Annotated in this window: 13 protein-coding genes and 1 pseudogene; 8 read left to right on the forward strand and 6 right to left on the reverse strand. The window is 70.0% G+C overall.

What is annotated here, in order from left to right; translation table 11 throughout:
• Positions 1 to 156 precede the first annotated feature (156 nt).
• Genes rarD through ilvA form a run of 3 tightly spaced genes read left to right on the forward strand, consistent with a single transcriptional unit; the run spans position 157 to position 6,009 of the window.
• Positions 157 to 1,095, forward strand: a complete 939-nt coding sequence (rarD, locus tag G6031_RS10245) for an EamA family transporter RarD (protein WP_182644829.1) — start codon at positions 157 to 159, stop codon at positions 1,093 to 1,095.
• A 42-nt stretch (positions 1,096 to 1,137) separates the two neighbouring features.
• Positions 1,138 to 4,692 carry a DNA polymerase III subunit alpha gene (dnaE, locus tag G6031_RS10250; protein WP_182644830.1) on the forward strand — a complete coding sequence of 1,185 codons (3,555 nt, stop codon included), beginning with the start codon at positions 1,138 to 1,140 and terminating at the stop codon, positions 4,690 to 4,692.
• Positions 4,693 to 4,734: 42 nt separating this feature from the next.
• Positions 4,735 to 6,009, forward strand: coding sequence for a threonine ammonia-lyase IlvA (gene ilvA, locus G6031_RS10255; protein WP_179525083.1), 1,275 nt, complete (start codon positions 4,735 to 4,737; stop codon positions 6,007 to 6,009).
• Positions 6,010 to 6,016: 7 nt separating this feature from the next.
• On the opposite strand, the gene treZ is transcribed toward ilvA, so the two are convergent.
• Positions 6,017 to 7,795, reverse strand: coding sequence for a malto-oligosyltrehalose trehalohydrolase (gene treZ / locus G6031_RS10260; RefSeq protein ID WP_179525084.1), 1,779 nt, complete (start codon positions 7,793 to 7,795; stop codon positions 6,017 to 6,019).
• Positions 7,796 to 7,845: 50 nt separating this feature from the next.
• On the opposite strand from treZ, the gene G6031_RS10265 reads away from it, so the two are divergent.
• Positions 7,846 to 8,523, forward strand: coding sequence for a YigZ family protein (locus tag G6031_RS10265; protein WP_182638562.1), 678 nt, complete (start codon positions 7,846 to 7,848; stop codon positions 8,521 to 8,523).
• Between the two features lie 4 nt (positions 8,524 to 8,527).
• A complete protein-coding gene (locus G6031_RS10270) occupies positions 8,528 to 8,764 on the forward strand; it encodes a hypothetical protein (RefSeq protein ID WP_182637816.1) in 237 nt (78 codons plus the stop codon).
• A gap of 30 nt (positions 8,765 to 8,794) precedes the next feature.
• Here G6031_RS10270 and G6031_RS10275 read toward each other — a convergent pair whose 3' ends face one another.
• Together G6031_RS10275 and G6031_RS10280 are read right to left on the reverse strand one after the other, a co-directional pair.
• On the reverse strand, positions 8,795 to 9,469 hold the full coding sequence (locus tag G6031_RS10275; protein WP_179525087.1) for a nitroreductase: 675 nt from the start codon (positions 9,467 to 9,469) through the stop codon (positions 8,795 to 8,797).
• A gap of 124 nt (positions 9,470 to 9,593) precedes the next feature.
• Positions 9,594 to 10,049, reverse strand: coding sequence for a VOC family protein (locus tag G6031_RS10280; RefSeq protein WP_182653204.1), 456 nt, complete (start codon positions 10,047 to 10,049; stop codon positions 9,594 to 9,596).
• A 105-nt stretch (positions 10,050 to 10,154) separates the two neighbouring features.
• Between G6031_RS10280 and G6031_RS10285 the strand changes: the two genes are divergently transcribed.
• Positions 10,155 to 11,135: a WYL domain-containing protein gene (locus tag G6031_RS10285; RefSeq protein WP_182653205.1), complete on the forward strand. Its 981-nt coding sequence runs from the start codon at positions 10,155 to 10,157 to the stop codon at positions 11,133 to 11,135.
• Positions 11,136 to 11,163: 28 nt separating this feature from the next.
• Positions 11,164 to 11,529 (forward strand): RNA-binding S4 domain-containing protein, encoded by a 366-nt coding sequence (locus G6031_RS10290; protein WP_182653206.1) that lies wholly within the window; start codon positions 11,164 to 11,166, stop codon positions 11,527 to 11,529.
• A gap of 6 nt (positions 11,530 to 11,535) precedes the next feature.
• Here G6031_RS10290 and treY read toward each other — a convergent pair whose 3' ends face one another.
• From treY to G6031_RS10305, 3 genes are read right to left on the reverse strand one after another with little or no spacing between them, the layout of a single operon-like run.
• The gene (treY, locus tag G6031_RS10295) at positions 11,536 to 13,992 is read right to left on the reverse strand and encodes a malto-oligosyltrehalose synthase (protein WP_182653207.1); all 2,457 of its coding nucleotides are present in this window, start codon (positions 13,990 to 13,992) and stop codon (positions 11,536 to 11,538) included.
• 2 nt (positions 13,993 to 13,994) lie between these two features.
• Positions 13,995 to 16,139: a glycogen debranching protein GlgX gene (gene glgX / locus G6031_RS10300; protein WP_182609854.1), complete on the reverse strand. Its 2,145-nt coding sequence runs from the start codon at positions 16,137 to 16,139 to the stop codon at positions 13,995 to 13,997.
• Between the two features lie 56 nt (positions 16,140 to 16,195).
• Positions 16,196 to 18,355: an acyltransferase family protein gene (locus G6031_RS10305; RefSeq protein ID WP_182653208.1), complete on the reverse strand. Its 2,160-nt coding sequence runs from the start codon at positions 18,353 to 18,355 to the stop codon at positions 16,196 to 16,198.
• A 139-nt stretch (positions 18,356 to 18,494) separates the two neighbouring features.
• Between G6031_RS10305 and G6031_RS10310 the strand changes: the two are divergent.
• Positions 18,495 to 18,728 (forward strand): annotated as a pseudogene (locus tag G6031_RS10310) (hypothetical protein); the annotation flags it as partial.

The raw sequence follows: 18,728 nt of genomic DNA on the forward strand, positions 1-18,728 counted from the left end.
CGTGGGTGCGGGCGGTCGAGGCACTGCCCGCAGACGCGGTGTGGGAGCGCTTCGCCGTCCGCCCGCTCCAGCCCCAGCAGGTCGACGCCGCGTTCCCCCTCCCCGACGACGCCCCCGTGCCGTCGGCGTGAGCGCGCGGGTGCCGGGGTGGTGCGGATGACCGAGCGGGGAGGGGAGCTCCGCGGGCGGGATCCCGCCGACCGGTCGGTGGCGCTCGGGATGCTCGCCGGGGTCCTGGCGTACACGCTCTGGGGCTTCTTCCCCGCGTTCTTCCCGCTGCTCGAGCCCGCCGGTGCGGTCGAGATCGTGGGCCACCGCATCGTGTGGTCGCTGGTGATCATGGCGCTGGTGCTCACCGTCATGCGACGGTGGCGGGAGCTGTGGGCGCTCGACCGCCTCTCGTGGGCGCGGATCGCCGGCGCCGCCGCGTTCATCACCGTGAACTGGGGTGTGTACGTCCACACGGTCAACTCCGAGCGGGTCACCGAGGCGGCCCTGGGATACACGATCAACCCCCTGGTGAGCGTGCTCCTGGGAGTCGTGGTGTTCCGCGAACGGCTGAACCGCCCCCAGGTGTTCGCGGTGGCCCTCGCCGTCGTCGCGGTGGGGGTTCTCACCGTGGGGTACGGACACTTCCCGTACCTCTCGGTGCTCCTGGCGACGAGCTTCGGCCTGTACGGGGTCTTCAAGAAGAAGCTCCGGGTGGACCCGGTGGTGGGGATGACCGGGGAGGTGCTGCTCATCGCGCCGGTCGCGCTCGCCGTTCTGGTGTGGCTGGGCGCGACCGGTGCGGGCACGTTCACCGGACACGGGGCGGGGCACGCGGCGTTGCTCGCCACCTCGGGCCTGGTGACCGTGGTGCCGTTGCTGTTGTTCGCCGTGGCCGCCCAGCGGATACCCCTGGCCACCGTCGGGATGCTGCAGTACATCATCCCGGCCCTGCAGATGGCCTGGGGGATCCTGGTGGTCGGGGAGCGACTGGACGCCGTCCAGTGGACGGGCTTCGCGTTGATCTGGGTGGCGGTGATCGCGTTCACGCTGGCGGGGCGGTCACGCCGCCGGACGCGTGCTGGCGTTTCGGGTCGTGTCGGATAACCGACCTACACTGGGCCGGACAAGCCGTAGGAGGAATGCTGCGTGGGCGGATCCCAGTTCGTGCATCTGCACAATCACACCGAGTTCTCGATGCTCGACGGGATGGCGCAGATCAACCCGATGTTCGCCGAGGCCTCCAGGCTCGGGATGCCCGCGGTGGGCATGACCGACCACGGCAACATGTACGGGTCCTCGGACTTCTACAAGCAGGCCGTCAAGACCGGGATCAAGCCGATCATCGGCATCGAGGCGTACGTCGCACCCGAGTCGAGGTTCAACAAGAAGCGAGTGCTGTGGGGTGAGAAGCACCAGAAGGGTGACGACGTCGCGGGTTCGGGCGCCTACACCCACATGACCATGGTCGCCGAGAACGCGACCGGCCTGCGCAACCTGTTCCTGCTGTCCTCGCTGGCCTCCTACGAGGGACAGCTGGGCAAGTGGGCCCGGATGGACGCCGAGATCCTGGCCGAGCACTCCGAGGGGATCATCGCCACCTCCGGGTGCCCCTCCGGCGAGATCCAGACCCGACTGCGCCTGGGCCACCACAAGGAGGCCTACGAGGCGGCCGAGAAGTGGCAGTCGATCTTCGGGAAGGACAACTTCTTCCTGGAGCTCATGGACCACGGGATCGACATCGAGCGGCGGGTCCGCGAGGACCTGCTCAAGCTCGGCAGGGACATGGGCATGCCGCCGCTGGTGACGAACGACTGCCACTACGTCACCCGCGAGCAGTCCCACGCGCACGAGGCGATGCTGTGCGTGCAGACGGGCAAGACCCTCGCCGACGAGAACCGCTTCAAGTTCGACGGCGACGGGTACTTCCTCAAGTCCGCGGCCGAGATGCGCGCCCAGTGGGACTCCGAGGTCCCCGGAGGGTGCGACAACACGCTGTGGATCGCCGAACGCGTCCAGCCGTACGACGAGATCTGGGCGCCCAAGGACCGGATGCCCAAGTTCCCCGTGCCTGCGGGGGAGACGGAGGATTCCTGGCTCGCCCGCGAGGTCCACAAGGGCCTGCAGTGGCGTTTCCCCGCGGGGGTTCCGCAGGAGTACCTGGACCGCGCGGAGTTCGAACTCGAGGTGATCAAGGGCAAGGGGTACCCCGGGTACTTCCTCGTGGTCGGTGACCTCATCGAGTACGCCCGCTCCATCGGGATCAAGGTCGGACCGGGTCGAGGGTCCGCGGCGGGTGCGCTGGTGGCGTACGCGCTCAAGATCACCAACATCGACCCGATCGAGCACGGCCTGCTGTTCGAGCGGTTCCTCAATCCGGAGCGCCCGTCCGCGCCCGATATCGATATCGACTTCGACGACCGCCGCCGCGGCGAGATGATCCGCTACGCCAGCGACAAGTGGGGCGCCGACAAGATCGCCCAGGTCATCACCTTCGGCACCATCAAGACCAAGGCCGCCATCAAGGACGCCGCGCGCGTGAACTTCGGCCAACCCGGGTACGCGATCGCCGACCGGATCACCAAGGCCCTGCCACCGGCGATCATGGCCAAGGACATCCCCCTGTCGGGGATCACCGACCCCAAGCACGAGCGGTACGGCGAGGCCTCGGAGGTCCGCCAGCTCATCGAGACCGACCCGGACGTCAAGCGGATTTACGACACGGCCCGCGGACTCGAGGGCATGGTCCGGCAGGCGGGGGTCCACGCGTGCGCGGTGATCATGTCCTCCGAGCCGCTGCTCGACGTGATCCCCATGTGGAAGCGCGCGCAGGACGGCGCCCTGATCACCGGGTGGGACTACCCCTCGTGCGAGGACATCGGCCTGCTCAAGATGGACTTCCTGGGCCTGCGCAACCTCACCGTGATCGGGGACTGCCTGGAGAACATCAAGTCCAACCGTGGCGAGGAGATCGACCTCGACACGCTCAGCACCGACGACCAGGCGACCTACGACCTGCTGGCCAGCGGCGACACCCTCGGCGTGTTCCAGCTGGACTCCGGTGGCATGCGTGAGCTGCTCAAGCGCATGAAGCCGACGGGGTTCAACGACATCGTGGCCGCCCTCGCGCTGTACCGGCCCGGCCCCATGGGGATGGGGACGCACTGGAACTACGCCGACCGCAAGAACGGCAAGCAGGAGCTGGTGCCGATCCACCCGGAGCTGGAGGAGCCGCTCCGGGTGATCCTCGGCGAGACCCACGGTCTGATCGTGTACCAGGAGCAGATCATGGCCATCTCCCGCGAGCTCGCGGGATACACCGCCGGTGAGGCCGACGGCTTCCGCAAGGCCATGGGCAAGAAGAAGGCCGAGGTCCTGGCCGCCGAGTACGAGAAGTTCTCGGGCGGAATGTTCGAACGCGGTTTCTCCAAGGAGGCCGTGGACGCCCTGTGGGGGACCATCGAGCCCTTCGCCTCGTACGCGTTCAACAAGTCCCATGCGGCTGGCTACGGGCTGGTGTCCTTCTGGACCGGCTACCTCAAGGCCAACTATCCGGCGGAGTACATGGCCGCCCTGCTCACCTCCGTGGGTGACGACAAGGACAAGGCCGCGCTGTACCTGTCCAACTGCCGGCAGATGGGGATCCGGGTCCTGCCGCCGTCCGTCAACGAGTCGCTCACCAACTTCGCCTCGGTGGGCACGGACATCCGGTTCGGTATGGGTGCGGTCCGCAACGTCGGTTCGCACGTCGTGGACTCCGTCGTGGCCGCCCGTACGGAGAAGGGGGCGTTCACCGACTTCTCCGACTACCTGGCCAAGATCGACCAGACCGCGTGCACCAAGAAGGTCACGGAATCGCTGATCAAGGCCGGCGCGTTCGACTCCCTGGGGCACCCCCGCAAGGGACTGTTCCTGGTCCACGCCGACGCCGTCGAGTCGGTGATGTCCACCAAGAAGGCCGAGGCGGTGGGCCAGTTCGACCTCTTCGGCGGGGCGGACACGGACGAGACGGGAGGCGCCTCCGCCTTCAGCGACGTCTTCGCGGTCCGCGTGCCCGACGAGGAATGGGAGATCAAGCAGAAGCTGGCGCTCGAGCGGGAGATGCTCGGTCTGTACGTCTCGGGCCACCCGCTCGACGGGTTGGAGTCCGCGCTCGCCGCCAAGACCGACACGTCGATCGCGACCATCCACGAGGGCGAGCTCGCGCACGGCACCGCGGTGACCATCGGCGGGATCATCTCCGGTGTGGACCGGCGGGTCAACAAGAACGGCGAACCGTGGGCGATCGTGACCATCGAGGACTTCAACGGAAGCGTCGAGGTGCTCTTCTTCCCCAAGACGTATCGGCTCGCGGCGCTGGACATCGCCGAGGACGCGGTCGTCCTGGTCAAGGCGCGCATCAACATCCGCGAGGACCGGGTGTCGGTGTTCGGCGACACCCTCGAAGTGCCGGACCTGGTCGTGGGCGGCAACGGCGCCCCGCTGGCGCTGACCCTGCCCACCAGGATGTGCACCATCGAGACCGTCACCGCCCTCAAACAGGTGCTCGGCCGACACCCCGGACCCTCCGACGTCCACCTGCGGCTGGTCAACGGGAACTCCTCGACGGTGTTGCGACTGGACGACCATCTGCGGGTGGAGACGTCCTCCTCGCTCATGGGGGATCTCAAGGCGCTGCTCGGGCCGGGTTGTCTCACCGGATGACCAGTTGGCGGTGACGGACCGCACGGTGGGACACTGGTCGTCGTGACCGTCACCGACTCCGCCGCGACCCAGGTAGTGACCCCCGACGACATCGACATCGCCGCCCGCCGCATCGGCGACGTGATCCTCGCGAGCGAACTGCACCAGAGCGAGCGGTTGAGCGAGCAGACCGGCGCGACCATCCTGCTCAAGCGCGAGGACCAGCAGGCGGTGCGGTCGTACAAGATCCGGGGCGCGTACAACCTGATGTCGCAGTTGACCGGTGACGAGCGCAGCGCGGGCGTGGTGACGGCGAGCGCCGGCAACCACGCCCAGGGCGTCGCGTTCGCCTGCCGGAGCCTCGGGATCAACGGCCGCATCTACGTCCCCACCAACACCCCCAAGCAGAAGCGGGATCGGATCCTCGCCCACGGTCGCAACTGGGTGGAGCTGGTGGTCACCGGCGTCAACTTCGACGCCGCCCAGACCGCGGCCCGCGCCGACGCCGAGCGGACCGGTGCGACGATGGTCCCGCCGTTCGACCACCCGGACACCATGGCCGGTCAGGGAACCATCGCGGCGGAGATCCTGGCGCAGCTCGACCGGGTCCCCGATGCGGTGGTGGTGCCGGTCGGCGGCGGCGGGCTGGTGGGCGGTCTCGCCACCTACCTGGCGGAGTACGCGCCCGACTGCAAGATCATCGCGGTGGAACCCGCGGGAGCGCCCTCTCTGACCCGGGCTCTCGAGGCGGGCGAGCCCGTCACCCTCGACACCGTGGACACCTTCGTCGACGGTGCGTCGGTGGCCCGGCTCGGGGATTTCCCGTTCGGGGTGATCTCGTCGATGACCGAGCGGATCCAGGTCCTCACCGTGGACGAGGGCGCGGTGTGTACGGCGATGCTGGAGCTGTACCAGAACGAGGGGATCATCTCCGAGCCCGCCGGCGCGCTGGCGGTCACGGCACTCGAGCAGCTCGAGATCGACGAGGGCGCGACGGTCGTCTGCATCATCTCGGGCGGTAACAACGACGTCTCGCGGTACAGCGAGATCATCGAACGCTCGTTGGTGCACCAGGGGCTGAAGCACTACTTCCTGGTCAAGTTCCCCCAGGAGCCCGGCCAACTGCGTCGATTCCTCGACGAGGTGCTGGGTCCGGAGGACGACATCACGCAGTTCGAGTACCTCAAGCGCAACAACCGGGAGTACGGGGCCGCCCTCGTCGGTATCGAGCTCGGCTCCGCCACGGGCCTGCACTCCCTTCTCGAGCGGATGGAGGCCTCCCGGATCGACTGTGAGCGGCTCGAGCCCGGCACCGCGGCGTACGAGTACCTGACCTGAGCCCCGTCTACCCGGTGTCCGGGCGGGTGCGCACCACCGCGAACCCGAACGCCTGACAGAAGACCGAGTCCTCGTCGACCACCGCCCCCGAGGCCAGCACCGCCTCGCCGGCCACCGGGACCCTGCTCGGCTCGGTTCCCAGGTTCACCACCAGGGCGAGCGATCCGCGGTGGACGATCAGCCAGCGGCCGTCGTCGGCCTCGACCCCGCACCGCACGCGCACCGACCCGAGCCACGGATCGGTCAGCTCGGGCTCGGCCCGCCGGAGGGCGATGAGTGCGCGGTACCCCCGGAGGATCTCGGCGTGCTGGTCCCGGGTCTGCTCGGACCGGTCCAGCACCGACCGCCGGAACGTCTCCGGGTCCTGGGGGTCGGCCACCGTGGCCGGGTCCCATCCCATCTCGGCGAACTCGCGGGTCCGGCCCCGGCGCACGGCGTCGGCGAGCTCGGGCTCGGGGTGCGAGGTGAAGAAGCAGAACGGGGTACGCGCGCCCCACTCCTCGCCCTGGAACAGCATCGGTGTGAAGGGGGAGCACAGGACGATCGCGGCCTTGGCCAGCTGCTGCGCGGGTGAGAGGTTCACGGAGGGCCGGTCACCCGCGGCGCGGTTGCCCACCTGGTCGTGGGTGAGCGTGTACGCCACGAACCGGCTGCCCGGGACCCGTCCGACATCCAGCGGGCGGCCGTGGACCCGCCCCCGGAACGCCGACCACGTCCCGGCGTGGAGGAACGCCCCGGTGAGGACCTGCCGGAGTGACTCGAGTGACCCGAAGTCCGAGTAGTAGCCCTGGCGTTCACCGGAGACCGCGGCGTGGACCGCGTGGTGCACGTCGTCGTCCCACTGTCCGGTGAGGCCCAGTCCGCCGCCCTCTCGCGCGGTGACCAACCGGGGGTCGTTCTGGTCCGACTCCGCGATCAGCGACAACGGTCGCCCGAGGTGGGCGGAGAGGGACTCGACCTCCACCGCCAGCTGCTCGAGCAGGTGCACGGCCGAGGCGTCGTGCAGGGCGTGGACCGCGTCCAGGCGCAGGGCGTCCACGTGGAACTCGTCGAACCAGCGCAGGGCGTTGTCGATGATGTACCGGCGCACCTCGCCCGAGTGGCGGCCGTCGAGGTTGAGCCCCGATCCCCACGGCCCGTCGGCGGCGGACAGGTACGGGCCGAACTCGGGCAGGTAGTTCCCCGACGGCCCGAGGTGGTTGTAGACCACGTCCAGACACACTCCCAGTCCGCGGGCGTGGCAGGCGTCCACGAACTGCTGGAACGCGTCCGGTCCTCCGTACGGCTCGTGCACGGCGAACCACGCCACCCCGTCGTAACCCCAGCCGTACTCGCCGTTGAACGCGTTGACGGGCATCACCTCGACCATGTCCACGCCCAGCTCCACCAGGTCGTCGAGGTACTCGATCGCGCTGGTCAGGGTGCCACCGGGGGAGAAGGTTCCCACGTGCATCTCATACAGGAGTGACCCGGCCAGTTGCCGACCAGTCCACGCCGAGTCGGTCCAGCGCGTCGCGTCCACCCGGTGCACCCGCGAGAGCCCGTGCACGCCGTCGGGCTGACGCGCCGACCGCGGGTCGGGACGCGCGTCGCTCACCTCACCGTCGTCGCCCGTCACCACGAACCCGTAGTCCCTGCCCTGCTCGCGGACGACGGTCGAGGCCCACCAGCCGTCGGCGGTGCGGTGCATGGCGATCGGATCGGCGTCGGCGGAGTCCAGGACCAGGCCGACGGCCTCGGCTGTCGGCGCCCAGACGGAGAACGTGTCACTGCTCGGGAAGGTCACACCCCCAGGGTAGGGAAAACCACCGGGGGCGGGGCGGCGATACTGGTCCCATGACCGACCCCGGGACACGTGTGCTCAGGCTGGCCGCCGGCCCGGACGTCACCGGCGAGTACGAGGAGAAGCGCTCGAGGTTCCTCGCCGTGGTGAGGAGGTGCGACGACGAGGAGGCCGCCCGCGACCTGATCGCCGACCTCCGCCGTGCCCATCCGGCCGCGCGCCACCACTGCAGCGCCTTCCTGGTGGACGTGCCGGGGTCGAGCCGGATCGAGCGCTCGAACGACGACGGCGAACCCTCCGGAACCGCCGGCACCCCCATGCTGGAGGTCCTGCGCGGCAGTGGGCTCACCGGGGTGAGCGCGGTGGTCGTGCGGTGGTTCGGCGGCACCCGGTTGGGCACGGGCGGTCTGGTCCGGGCGTACGGTTCCGCGGTGTCGGCCGCCCTCGACCAGGCGTGGCGGACGGGTCGGGTCGTGGAGGTCACGCGGACGCCGGCGTGGCGTGCCGAGGTCGACCACTCGGTGGCGGGAGGCCTCGAGGGAGCAGTCCGCGGGGCGGGTGCGCGGGTGCTCGGTGTGGACCACGGCCGGCGGGTGGTGTTGACCGTGGCCGGGGAGCTCGAGGTGCTGGGGCCGATCCTGGCGACCCGGACCTCCGGTGGGGTCGAGTGGCAGCCCGCAGGGGTGGCGACCACCGAGAACGCGGTGCGGTGCCGAGATATGGAATCCTGACGGTATGAGCATGCAGCCCTACCAACCGAACTCGATCGAGGTCCAGAAGCAGCAGGTGCGCAAGGATGCGCGCACCACGGCGATCGCGCTGGGCGTGACCGTGGTGGCGCTGCCGATCGCGTTGTTCGCCAGCTCGTTCTTCACCGTGGTGGCGATCCTCGCCGGGATCGTGGCGATCTACAAAGGCAACCAGGTGCGCCAGGCCATCTCGGGCAAGCCCAAGAAGCGCGAACTGTACTGACGGATCCGGATCGACCGTGGGCGTCCCCGGTCAGCCGTGGCGGCGGACCACGTCGGTGAGATCCGCCCGATCGGCCCGGAAGGTGTTGGCGGGGTGCTCGGGGTCGGCGTAGCCGAAGGCGATCCCGCACACGATCAGCCGGTCCTCACCGATCCCCAGGTGCTCGCGGACCCCGTCCGAGTAGAGCGCGAGCGCGGCCTGGGCGCAGGTGGCCACGCCCAGCGAGGACGCCGCCGCGAGGAACGTCGCCACATAGCCACCGCAGTCCACCGCGCCGTAGGTGCCCAGGCCCGCGTCCGAGGTGATCACCGCGACGTGCGGGGCGCCGAAGAACCGGTAGTTCTCCAGCATCTGCGTGAGCCGTGCCTCCTTGTCCGAGCGCTCGATGCCCAGCGCGGTGTAGAGGCCGTACCCGCTGGCCCGCCGCCGTTCGCCGTACACGCCCTCGTAGCGCTCGGGTGCCGGCAGGTCCGAGCGCATCCCGTTGGCCAACACGTACTCCGTGAGGTGCTTGCCGAACTCGGCGGTCGCCTGCCCGGTCACCAGGTCGACCTGCCAGGCCTGAGAGTTGCACCAGGACGCCGTGCGCTGGGCCATCTGCAGGATCCGGTCGATCGTCTCCTCGGGAACGGGGTCGGACGTGAATCCTCGGCAGCTGTAGCGGTCGTCGAGGATCCGCTCGAGCGTGGCGGCGGCGTCGGTCATGGGCCCTCCAGGAGGTCGTGCGGGACTGTGATGTCAGTCTCGCACGGGGGGCACGCGGCCCCCGGCCGGGGCCCGTCCCGAGCCCCGGCCGGATCCTCCGTGCAACCGGGTGACCGCGGTGGGATCAGCCCGCCGGGTTCCCGGCCACGTCCACGCTCCAGGTGACGCCGAACCGGTCCGTCAGCATCCCGAAGCCGGCGCTCCACGCGGACGCCGCGAGGGGCTCGATGACCGTCGCACCCTCGGCGAGGGCGCTCCAGTACCCCTCCGCCTCACCGAGGGAGCTGACGCTGACGGAGACGAAGAACGGCTGATCGGTCACCGTCATGCCGTTCTGGCGGGTCGTGAGACCACCGAAGGGCTCGTCGCGTCCGGGGATGTCGTACGCCATGACGCTGAAGCCGCAGTCCGCGGTGACGCGACCGAAGACCACCTTCCCGGCGTCCGGGGCGTCCTGGGGCATCCCGACCTCGCCATAGGTCGTGATGTGCACCTCGCCGCCGAAGGCGCTCTGGTAGTGCGCGAGCGCCTCCCGTGCGGTGCCGGGCAGGTTGAGATGTGTGGTGGTGGTGACTGACATGGTGACTCCCTCGGGTGGGACCGGATCCGCGGCGATCTGCCGCTTGGCTCCATCGTGTCGGGGCTCGAGGACACCCGATGTCCTCTTTTCCACGAGAATGGGACCATGAGCGGAGCTCCCGAGCGGACACTGGCGTTGCTCTCCCTCCTGCAGTCCCCGAGGAGTTGGCGGGGTGAGGAGTTGGCGCAGCGCCTGGAGGTGACGACCCGCACCGTGCGTCGTGACGTGGAGCGACTCCGCGAGTTGGGGTACCGGATCCAGGCTGTGAAGGGGCCCGACGGCGGGTACCGGATGGAGTCGGGGACGGAGTTGCCGCCCCTGAGGTTCGACGACGACCAGGCGGTCGCGATCGCCATCGCCCTGCGACACGAGGCCGCCACGGGTGTCGAGATGGGTGATGCCGCGCACCGCGCGCTGGCGACGGTACGACAGGTGATGCCCTCACGACTGCGGCACCGGATCGACGGGATCCGGTTCGACAACTCAGCCCACCCCACTGGAGTCGACTCCACCGGCGTCACCCCCGACGTCGTGGAGGCCGTCAGCGAGGCGGTGCGGAGGAGGATGACCCTGCGCTTCGGCTACCGCGACCCCGATTCACCGTCCCGTCGGACACAACCGCACGGGGTGGTGGCGCGGAACGGACGCTGGTACCTGGTCGCGTGGGACCTGGACAGGGACGACTGGCGCACGTTCCGGCTGGATCGCATGACCCCACGACTACCCACCGGTCCCGCCTTCGAGGCCAGGGGGATCCCGACCGGCACCGCGACGGGATTCCTCGCGAGCCGGTCGAAGGGGTCCGCCCACGACGACGCGTGGCCGTGCGTCGGGGAGGTCGAGATCGACCTCCCCGTGACCGACGTGGCCCGCTGGGTGCACGACGGCGAGGTCGAGGCGCTGTCGGCGCACTCCACCCGGGTGACGCTCGGGTCGTGGTCCTGGGCCGGCGTGATCGCCGCGGTCGTGCGTTTCGACGCCGGGTTCCGCGTCCTCGGCCCCGACGGACTGCTCCGGGCGGCGCGGGAGCTCGAGACCCGGCTGGCCGCCGCGCGGACACCCCGTGACGGTGTCCCGACCGGTTAGCGACGACCGGTCTCGCTATCCTCGCCCTATGGCAGTGCGGGTGGACGCGTGGACGTGGTCGGTGCGGCTGTTCCCGTCGCGGACCAAGGCGGCGGCCGCCTGCCGCGGCGGGCACGTCAAGATCAACGGGGAGGCGGTGCCACCGTCGAAGGCCGTCGTGCCCGGAGATCGCGTCCAGGTGACGGGCACGCTCGGTCGGATCCGCGTCCTCGAGGTGGTCCGGACGGTCAACAAACGGGTGGGCGCCCCCGTGGCCGTGACCTGCTACATCGATCACTCGCCACCGCCCCCTCCCAGGGAGGTGCTGGCCTCACAACCGCGGCGGGAGAGGGGAGCGGGGCGGCCGACCAAGCGAGAGCGACGCGAGACCGACCGCCTCCAGGGCCGCGGGTAGGGCCGGTCAGTCGTCCGAGCGGACGATCAGCACGACCGGCGACCCGGCCAGCAGGTCACCGACGTCCACCCGGCCGGAGATCGACGAGCCGTCCGGGCGAACCACCCAGGTGCCCTCCGGGAGCAGGACCTCGGTTCCGTCGAACTCGCCGGCCCCGACCACCGCGGTCCGCCGCCTGGCGATCATGCCGACCGCCGCACGCCCGTCGACGAACCTGGTGAACGCCACCACGTCGGCGGCGGCGGGCCCCCGCACCGGAAGCGGGACGTGCGCGCCGGCCGCCATCGCCGCCGGATGCGCACGCCGGATCCGCAGTGCCTCACGGACCAGCGCGAACTTGGGGTGCCCGCCGCGGGCCACCGCGCCGGACCGCAGGGGCTCGTAGTCCACGAACCGGCGGTTGTCCGGGTCGACCAGCGAGTCCTCCCACACCTCCGTGCCCTGGTAGACGTCGGGGACCCCGGGGGACAGCAGTTGTGTCGCCTTGGCGATCAACGAGTTGTCACGCCCGGCGGGGGCGATGCGGTCGACGAACGGGGTGAGCAACGCGCCGCCCGAGTCGAGCAGGGTGTCGATCCACCGGTGGGCGACGGACTCGAAGTCCGCGTCCTGATCGGTCCAGGTGGTGTGCACGGCGGCCTCACGTAGGGCCTTGTCGGCGTAGTCGTGCAGGCGGGACCGCAGGTCGTCGGCGGGATCGTCGCGCTCCGGCCACACCCCCACGATCACCTGGAGCAGAAAGTACCCCGCGTCCTCGGCGGGCGGGGGGAACGTCCGGAACACCTCGGAGACCAGATCCGCCCACTCGTCGGGCAGCTGGGAGAGGACCGAGATCCGGGCGCGCACGTCCTCGCCCCGCTTGGTGTCGTGGGTGCTGAGCGCCGTCATGGCCAGGGGGGAGGCGAGCGCGCGTTCGGCCATCGCGAGGTGGAAGGCCTCCACCTGCATGCCCATTCGCCCCGGTGAACCGCCGACCTCGTTGAGCGAGACCAGCCGGCCGAGCCGGTAGAACAGGCGGTCCTCCTCGGCCTTGGCGGTGGCCGCACCGGTCACCTGCGCCAACCGGCTCGAGGCCTCGGCACCACGGGCCAGAGCCCCGGCCACGAGACCCAGCACGGGAGCCAGTTCGGGGCGGTCGCGGTGCAGATCGTCCAGTATCGCGGGCAGGGTCCCGCGGAGGACGGGATAGTCGGCGCGATAGGCGGGCGTGCGCTCGATCACCGAGACCAACGCCTCGCGGAGGAGGGCCTCCTCGTCGTCACCACCCGTCACGACACTCGGCTCCCTGCCGAGGGCGGCCTCACGCCGCACCGCGCGGGTCAGGCGGCCCAGTTCGGGGGCGAGGTCCTCCAGGACGATCTGCCGCTTGAGACGGGCGGACTGATCGTGGACCTGCTCCTCGTCGCCGGGGCCGCCGCAGTACCGGGAGGCCAGCTCGGTCAACCGCGCCTGTCCGCCCCGGTCCACCAGCATCTGGTCGATCAGCCGAAGGGCGTCGTATCCCGTGGTCCCGTCGACGGGCATGGCGGGTTCGAGCACCTCGGCGGGCGCGAGGATCTTCTCCACCAGCAGCCACCGGTCCTCGCCGGCCAGCCCGCGGAGCCGCCGGGTGTAGCCCACGGGATCGGCGAGACCGTCGGGGTGGTCGACCCGGATGCCGTCGACCAGATCCTCCTCGCACCAGCGGGCCACCTCGGCGTGGGTGGCGTCGAAGACCGCCGGGTCCTCCTGGCGCAGCCCGGCCAGCCCGGTCACGGTGAAGAACCGCCGGTAGCCCAGGAGCGGCTCCCGCCAGTGGACCAACCGGTAGTGCTGGCGGTCGTGCACCTGTTGCGCGGTCCCGCCCCCGGTGCCGGGGGCCACCGGGAAGCGATGGTCGTAGAAGTGCAGCTCGGCCTCCGCAGCGTCCGTGTCGGAGGTGTCTGTGGCGGTGTCGGTGGGGGTGACGACGACGAGCTGGTCGACATCCTCCGGTGAACCCAGCACCGGGATCGCTATCCGGCCGTCCGCCCCGTTGGCGGGCTCGGTGTCGAAGTCGAAGTACGTGAAATACGGCGACTCCGGGCCCCGGCGCAACGCGTCCCACCACCAGCGGTTCGCCGCCGGACAGTCCACACCCAGGTGGTTGGGGACGATGTCCACCACCAGGCCCAGGTCGTGCTCCCGGCAGGCGGCCCGCAGCGACCGCAGTGCGCTGATCCCGCCGAGCTCCGCTGCGACCGTGGTCGGGTCCACCACGTCGTACCCGTGGGTCGATCCGGGGGTGGCCTCGAGGATCGGCGACAGGTACACCGATCCCACGCCGAGGTCGGCGAGGTAGGGGACCAGGGCCTCGACGTCGGCCAGGACGAACCCGCGGCCGTCCGGGTCGGACGCGGGCGTCCGCAGTTGGATGCGGTAGGTGCTCGCCAGGGCCGTACCCCTGCGCAGCGGCCCGGTCCCGGTCAGATCCGCGGCGGTCACGATCAGGTGACCTTGCGCAGCACGATCGTGCCGCGATCGGCCACCGTGATCGTGTCGTCCGACCCCAGCTCACCGGTGCGCTCCTCGAGGTGGACCGCGGTGTCCAGGACGACCTCCCAGCTCTCGGCGTACTCGGACCCCAACAACGAGAACTCGATGGGCTCGTGGTGGGCGTTGAACAGCAGGAGGAACGAGTCGTCGACGATCCGCTGGCCACGCTCGTCGGGTTCGTGGATGCCCTCACCGTTGAGATAGACGGCCAGGGACTTGCCGAAGCCGGAGTCCCAGTCCTTGTGGGTCATCTCGGACCCGTCCGGGCTGAACCAGGCGATGTCCTGCGGGTCCTCGTCGTCGCGGAGAACGGTGCCGAAGAACCTGCGCCGGCGGAACACCGGATGGTCCTTCCGCAGTCGGACCAGGGTGCGGGTGAACTCGAGGAGGTCTTCCTTCTCCTCGTCGAGGTCCCAGCTCATCCACGCGATCTCGTTGTCCTGGCAGTACACGTTGTTGTTCCCGCCCTGCGTGCGGGCGATCTCGTCACCGTGGGCGATCATCGGCGTGCCCTGCGACAGGATGAGGGTGGTCAGCATGTTGCGCCGCTGCCGGTGGCGCAGACGCAGCACCTCGGGGTCGTCGGTGGGTCCCTCGACCCCGCAGTTCCAGGAGCGGTTGTGGCTCTCGCCGTCGTTGCCGTCCTCGCCGTTGGCCTCGTTGTGTTTCTCGTTGTAGCTGACCAGGTCGTTGAGGGTGAAGCCGTCGTGGGCGGTGACGAAGTTGATCGAGGCGGTGGGGCGACGTCCGGTGTTCTCGTACAGGTCCGAGGAGCCGGTCAGGCGGGAGGCGAACTCGCCGAGAGTGGCGGGCTCTCCCCGCCAGAAGTCGCGGACGGTGTCGCGGAACTGCCCGTTCCACTCCGTCCACAGCGGCGGGAAGTTGCCCACCTGGTAGCCGCCCTCGCCGACGTCCCACGGCTCGGCGATCAGCTTGACCTGGCTGACCACCGGGTCCTGCTGGACCAGATCGAAGAACGAGGACAACCGGTCGACGTCGTGCAGCCCCCTGGCCAGGGCGGAGGCGAGATCGAACCGGAACCCGTCGACGTGCATGTCGAGGACCCAGTACCGCAGCGAGTCCATGATGAGCTGCAGGGAGTGGGGGTGCCGGACGTTGAGCGTGTTCCCGGTGCCCGTGTAGTCCATGTAGTGCTGTTCGTCGCCCTCGACCAGACGGTAGTACGCCTGGTTGTCGATCCCGCGGAACGCGATGGTGGGTCCCATGTGGTTACCCTCCGCGGTGTGGTTGTAGACCACGTCCAGGATCACCTCGATGTTGGCGTCGTGGAACGCCTTGACCATCGCCTTGAACTCGCTCACCGCGTCACCGGGCTTCTCCGCGAACGCGTACTCGTTGTGCGGGGCCAGGAAGCCGAAGCTGTTGTACCCCCAGTAGTTCCGCAGCCCCATGTCGATCAACCGCTGGTCCTGCATGAACTGGTGCACCGGCATCAACTCGATCGCGGTGACGCCGAGGTCGGTCAGGTAGTCGATGATCGCCGGGTGGGTCATGCCGGCGTAGGTGCCGCGCATCTCCGCCGGGATGTCGGGGTGCGTGGCGGTCATGCCCTTGACGTGGGCCTCGTAGATCACGGTGTTGTGGTACTCGTGCCGGGGCGCGCGGTCGTTGCCCCAGTCGAAGTAGGGGTTGATCACGACGGTGGTCATGGTGTGACCGAGGGAGTTCTCGGTGTTCCGTCGACCCGGGTCGTCCAGGTCGTAGCTGTGCAGGCTCGGGTGGCCGTCGAACTCCCCGTCGAAGGCCTTGCCGTACGGGTCGAGCAACAGCTTGGAGGGGTCGCAGCGCAGACCGTTCTCGGGCTCGTACGGCCCGTGCACCCGGAAGCCGTAGCGCTGCCCCGGGGTCACCCCGAACAGATAGCAGTGCCAGATATGACCGTCGACCTCGGTGAGCTCGACGCACTGCTCCCCGCCGTCGCGGTCGATCAGGCACAGGTCGACGCGCTCGGCCACCTCGGAGAACAGCGCGAAGTTGGTGCCGGTTCCGTCATACGTGGCACCGAGGGGGAAGGCGGTACCAGGCCAGGCACGGATGAGCTCTGGGGCGGACTGCTGCGCGTCGTCGTTGGTCACAAGGCCCAACAGTAGTGCGTTTCGGGGCGGGAGCCGCTGTGCCGGGCCCCCGGCGGTCACCACCAGCCGGTCGCGGGCCCCATCTGCCTGGCCAGTTCGCCCGACGCGGACCGGACCCACGACCCCGAGAGGTGGTGGGAATCGTGGTAGACGATCACGTTGCCCACCACGACCGGGCAGTTCGCCGGGTCGCACAGGCCGTCGGTGAGGTCGATCAGTCGGACCGAGTCGATCCCGGCCCCGGCGAGCCCGGCCGGGTTGATCGGCGCGATGGACCGCTCCCGGGGCATCCCGCACTCCTCGGGGGTGCCGCCGTCTCCCAGACAGTCCCCGGCCCGGATCGGGCCGCGGCCCTGGTTGAGCCACGGGGTGTCCCGGACGGCGATCACGCCGATGCCCTGCTGGTCGAGTGCACGCCACAGGTCCACGTACTGGCGCGGGGTGACGTCCGGGCCCACGACCCCCACCGGCCGGGTGGCGGTGGTGAACACGAAGTCGGGTGCCAGGCCCACGAGGGCGGCCAGGGCGGCGGGCGTCCACTCGGCGCAGCTCTCGTACAGCAACTCGTCGCTGTCGGACACCGAGGCGTCCAGGGTCAGCGGGCACCCCATCTTGAGCACCGTGACCACCCGGAAGCCGTAGTGTCGGCCGACCTCGTCGAGGCCGCTGATCCAGTGCTCGGCGTGGGAACCACCCACCAGGGCGATGGTGCGCGGCGCGGTGACGTCGCCGTACACGCACATCTGCACCTCGGCCGACTCGAAGTTCGAGATGCAGCCGTCCAGGGTGCTCACGGGCAGGTCGTTGCCCACCTGCAGCAGTGAGGGGACGTAGTCGGCGTCCTCGGGGACCGGGATGCCGTCGAAGAAGGCGCGGGCCCCGGGGTGGTCCGGGTCGGTCAGTGAGTCGACATAGGGCACGGCCGAGCGGGAGGCGGACGTGGCGGTCCACCATCCGACCGTCCCGAGGCTGGCCACCGCGGCCACCACGACGAGGGCGGTGGCCTGGACGAAGCGGCGCTGATCGCGCGCGTTGCGTCCGGACCCCTTGCGGAGCGAGTCACGCTTCTGGGCGGCGGGGGTGGACCGCCCGCGTGCCCGGCTGGCCATCCGCAGCGGTCGCTCGACGTACTTCTCGGTCAACAGGGCGAGCACCACGGAGACCGCGACGATCGCCAGCCCCGACACCAGCGTGATCTCGGCCTGCCGGTCGTAGGAGAGCCAGAGGATGAGGAGCGGCCAGTGCCACAGGTACAGGGAGTACGAGATGTCGCCCAGGCGTCGGAACACCCGCGCGGACAGCAGCCAGGTGACCGGGTCCCTCCGCGGTGTCGCGCGCTCGCCCTCGGGGAGGTTGCCGCCGAGGATGATCAGCAGGGCCCCGCCGATCGGGTACCAGGCCAGGGGGCCGGGGAAGTAGGCGGCGCCGTCGATGACGAAGCCGCAGCTCACGATGAGCGCCAGCCCGGCGACGGTGCTGAGCATGCGCAACGGCCACGGCAGCACGATCCCCGCCAGCAGGATCGCCACGAGACCACCGACGAGCAGCTCCCACATCCGGGCGCCGGTGTCGTAGTAGTTCCAGGGCTGGTTGACGGCCTGCCCGTAGGCGGACCACCACACCGAGGCCGCGGTGCCCACGGCCACCACTCCGAGGAGCATCCACTTGGGCGAGCCGCCCCGCCCGACGAGCCGCCACATCGCGGTCAGGCCCAGGACGACGCCGAGGGCGACGAGATAGAACTGGCCCTGCACCGACATGGACCACAGGTGCTGCAGCGGCGAGATGGTGGCGTCGGCCGCCGCGTAGTCCTGGGAGGTGAGCGCGAGTTCCCAGTTCTGGTAGTACAGCAGTGAGGCGAGGGTCTGTTCGAAGATCGCCGACCACTGGGTGGGGGGCTTGATGAGGATCGTCCCCACGACGGTCGCGGCCACCGTGACCACCAACGCCGGGTACAGCCGACGGACCAGTCGCGTGAGATGGGGGATCGGGTTGAGGGCGGTGCGCCCGTCCGAGGCGCCGCGTAGGAGCGATCCCAGGAAGAAGAATCCGGAGAGGGTGAGGAACACATCGACGCCGCCGGAGACGCGGCCCATCCAGATGTGGAACACCACGACCAGTGCGATGGCCAGCCCGCGGAGCCCGTCGATGTCGTGCCGGTAGGCCATCTTCCCTCGCCGGCGGCGAGCAGGCGAGATCGGAGTGCTGGTGGCCACTGGCGAGTACTTCCTGACGGGTCGTCCGGTCTGTGCAGGCGCCCCGACTCTGCGAGCGCGTGCACCGAAGAGCATGGCGGAGCCGCGTCCGATTACACCACAGACGGTCGACAGCGCCCGCGTTGGTACAGTCCGGCCCATGTTCAGCTCGCCGCCGATCCGCGCCGTGGGGACCGTGTCGGGAGTCGTCGGTCCGGCCGTGGTCGCGCTGCTGGTGTGGATCGTGGCGGCACCCCGCTCGGAGTTGCTCTCGGTGGGCGGCGGGAGGGGGTTGCGGCTCCCGGAGTCCGGGACGGACGGCGGCAGCCAGCTCCTGATGTTGATCGTCCTCCTCGGCGCGGCGGTCGTGTGTGCGGTGCTGACCTTGTGGCAC

This window comes from Dietzia sp. CQ4, from assembly GCF_014145125.1.
Classification (GTDB): Bacteria; Actinomycetota; Actinomycetes; order Mycobacteriales; family Mycobacteriaceae; genus Dietzia; species Dietzia natronolimnaea.

Bases quoted from the DNA above. Each gene is read 5' to 3' on its own strand.
- G6031_RS10270 (WP_182637816.1), top strand. From the start codon at position 8,528: ATGAGCATGCAGCCCTACCAACCGAACTCGATCGAGGTCCAGAAGCAG.
- G6031_RS10285 (WP_182653205.1), top strand. From the start codon at position 10,155: ATGAGCGGAGCTCCCGAGCGGACACTGGCGTTGCTCTCCCTCCTGCAG.
- G6031_RS10265 (WP_182638562.1), top strand. From the start codon at position 7,846: ATGACCGACCCCGGGACACGTGTGCTCAGGCTGGCCGCCGGCCCGGAC.
- G6031_RS10280 (WP_182653204.1), bottom strand. From the start codon at position 10,049: ATGTCAGTCACCACCACCACACATCTCAACCTGCCCGGCACCGCACGG.
- G6031_RS10290 (WP_182653206.1), top strand. From the start codon at position 11,164: ATGGCAGTGCGGGTGGACGCGTGGACGTGGTCGGTGCGGCTGTTCCCG.
- rarD (WP_182644829.1), top strand. From the start codon at position 157: ATGACCGAGCGGGGAGGGGAGCTCCGCGGGCGGGATCCCGCCGACCGG.
- G6031_RS10275 (WP_179525087.1), bottom strand. From the start codon at position 9,469: ATGACCGACGCCGCCGCCACGCTCGAGCGGATCCTCGACGACCGCTAC.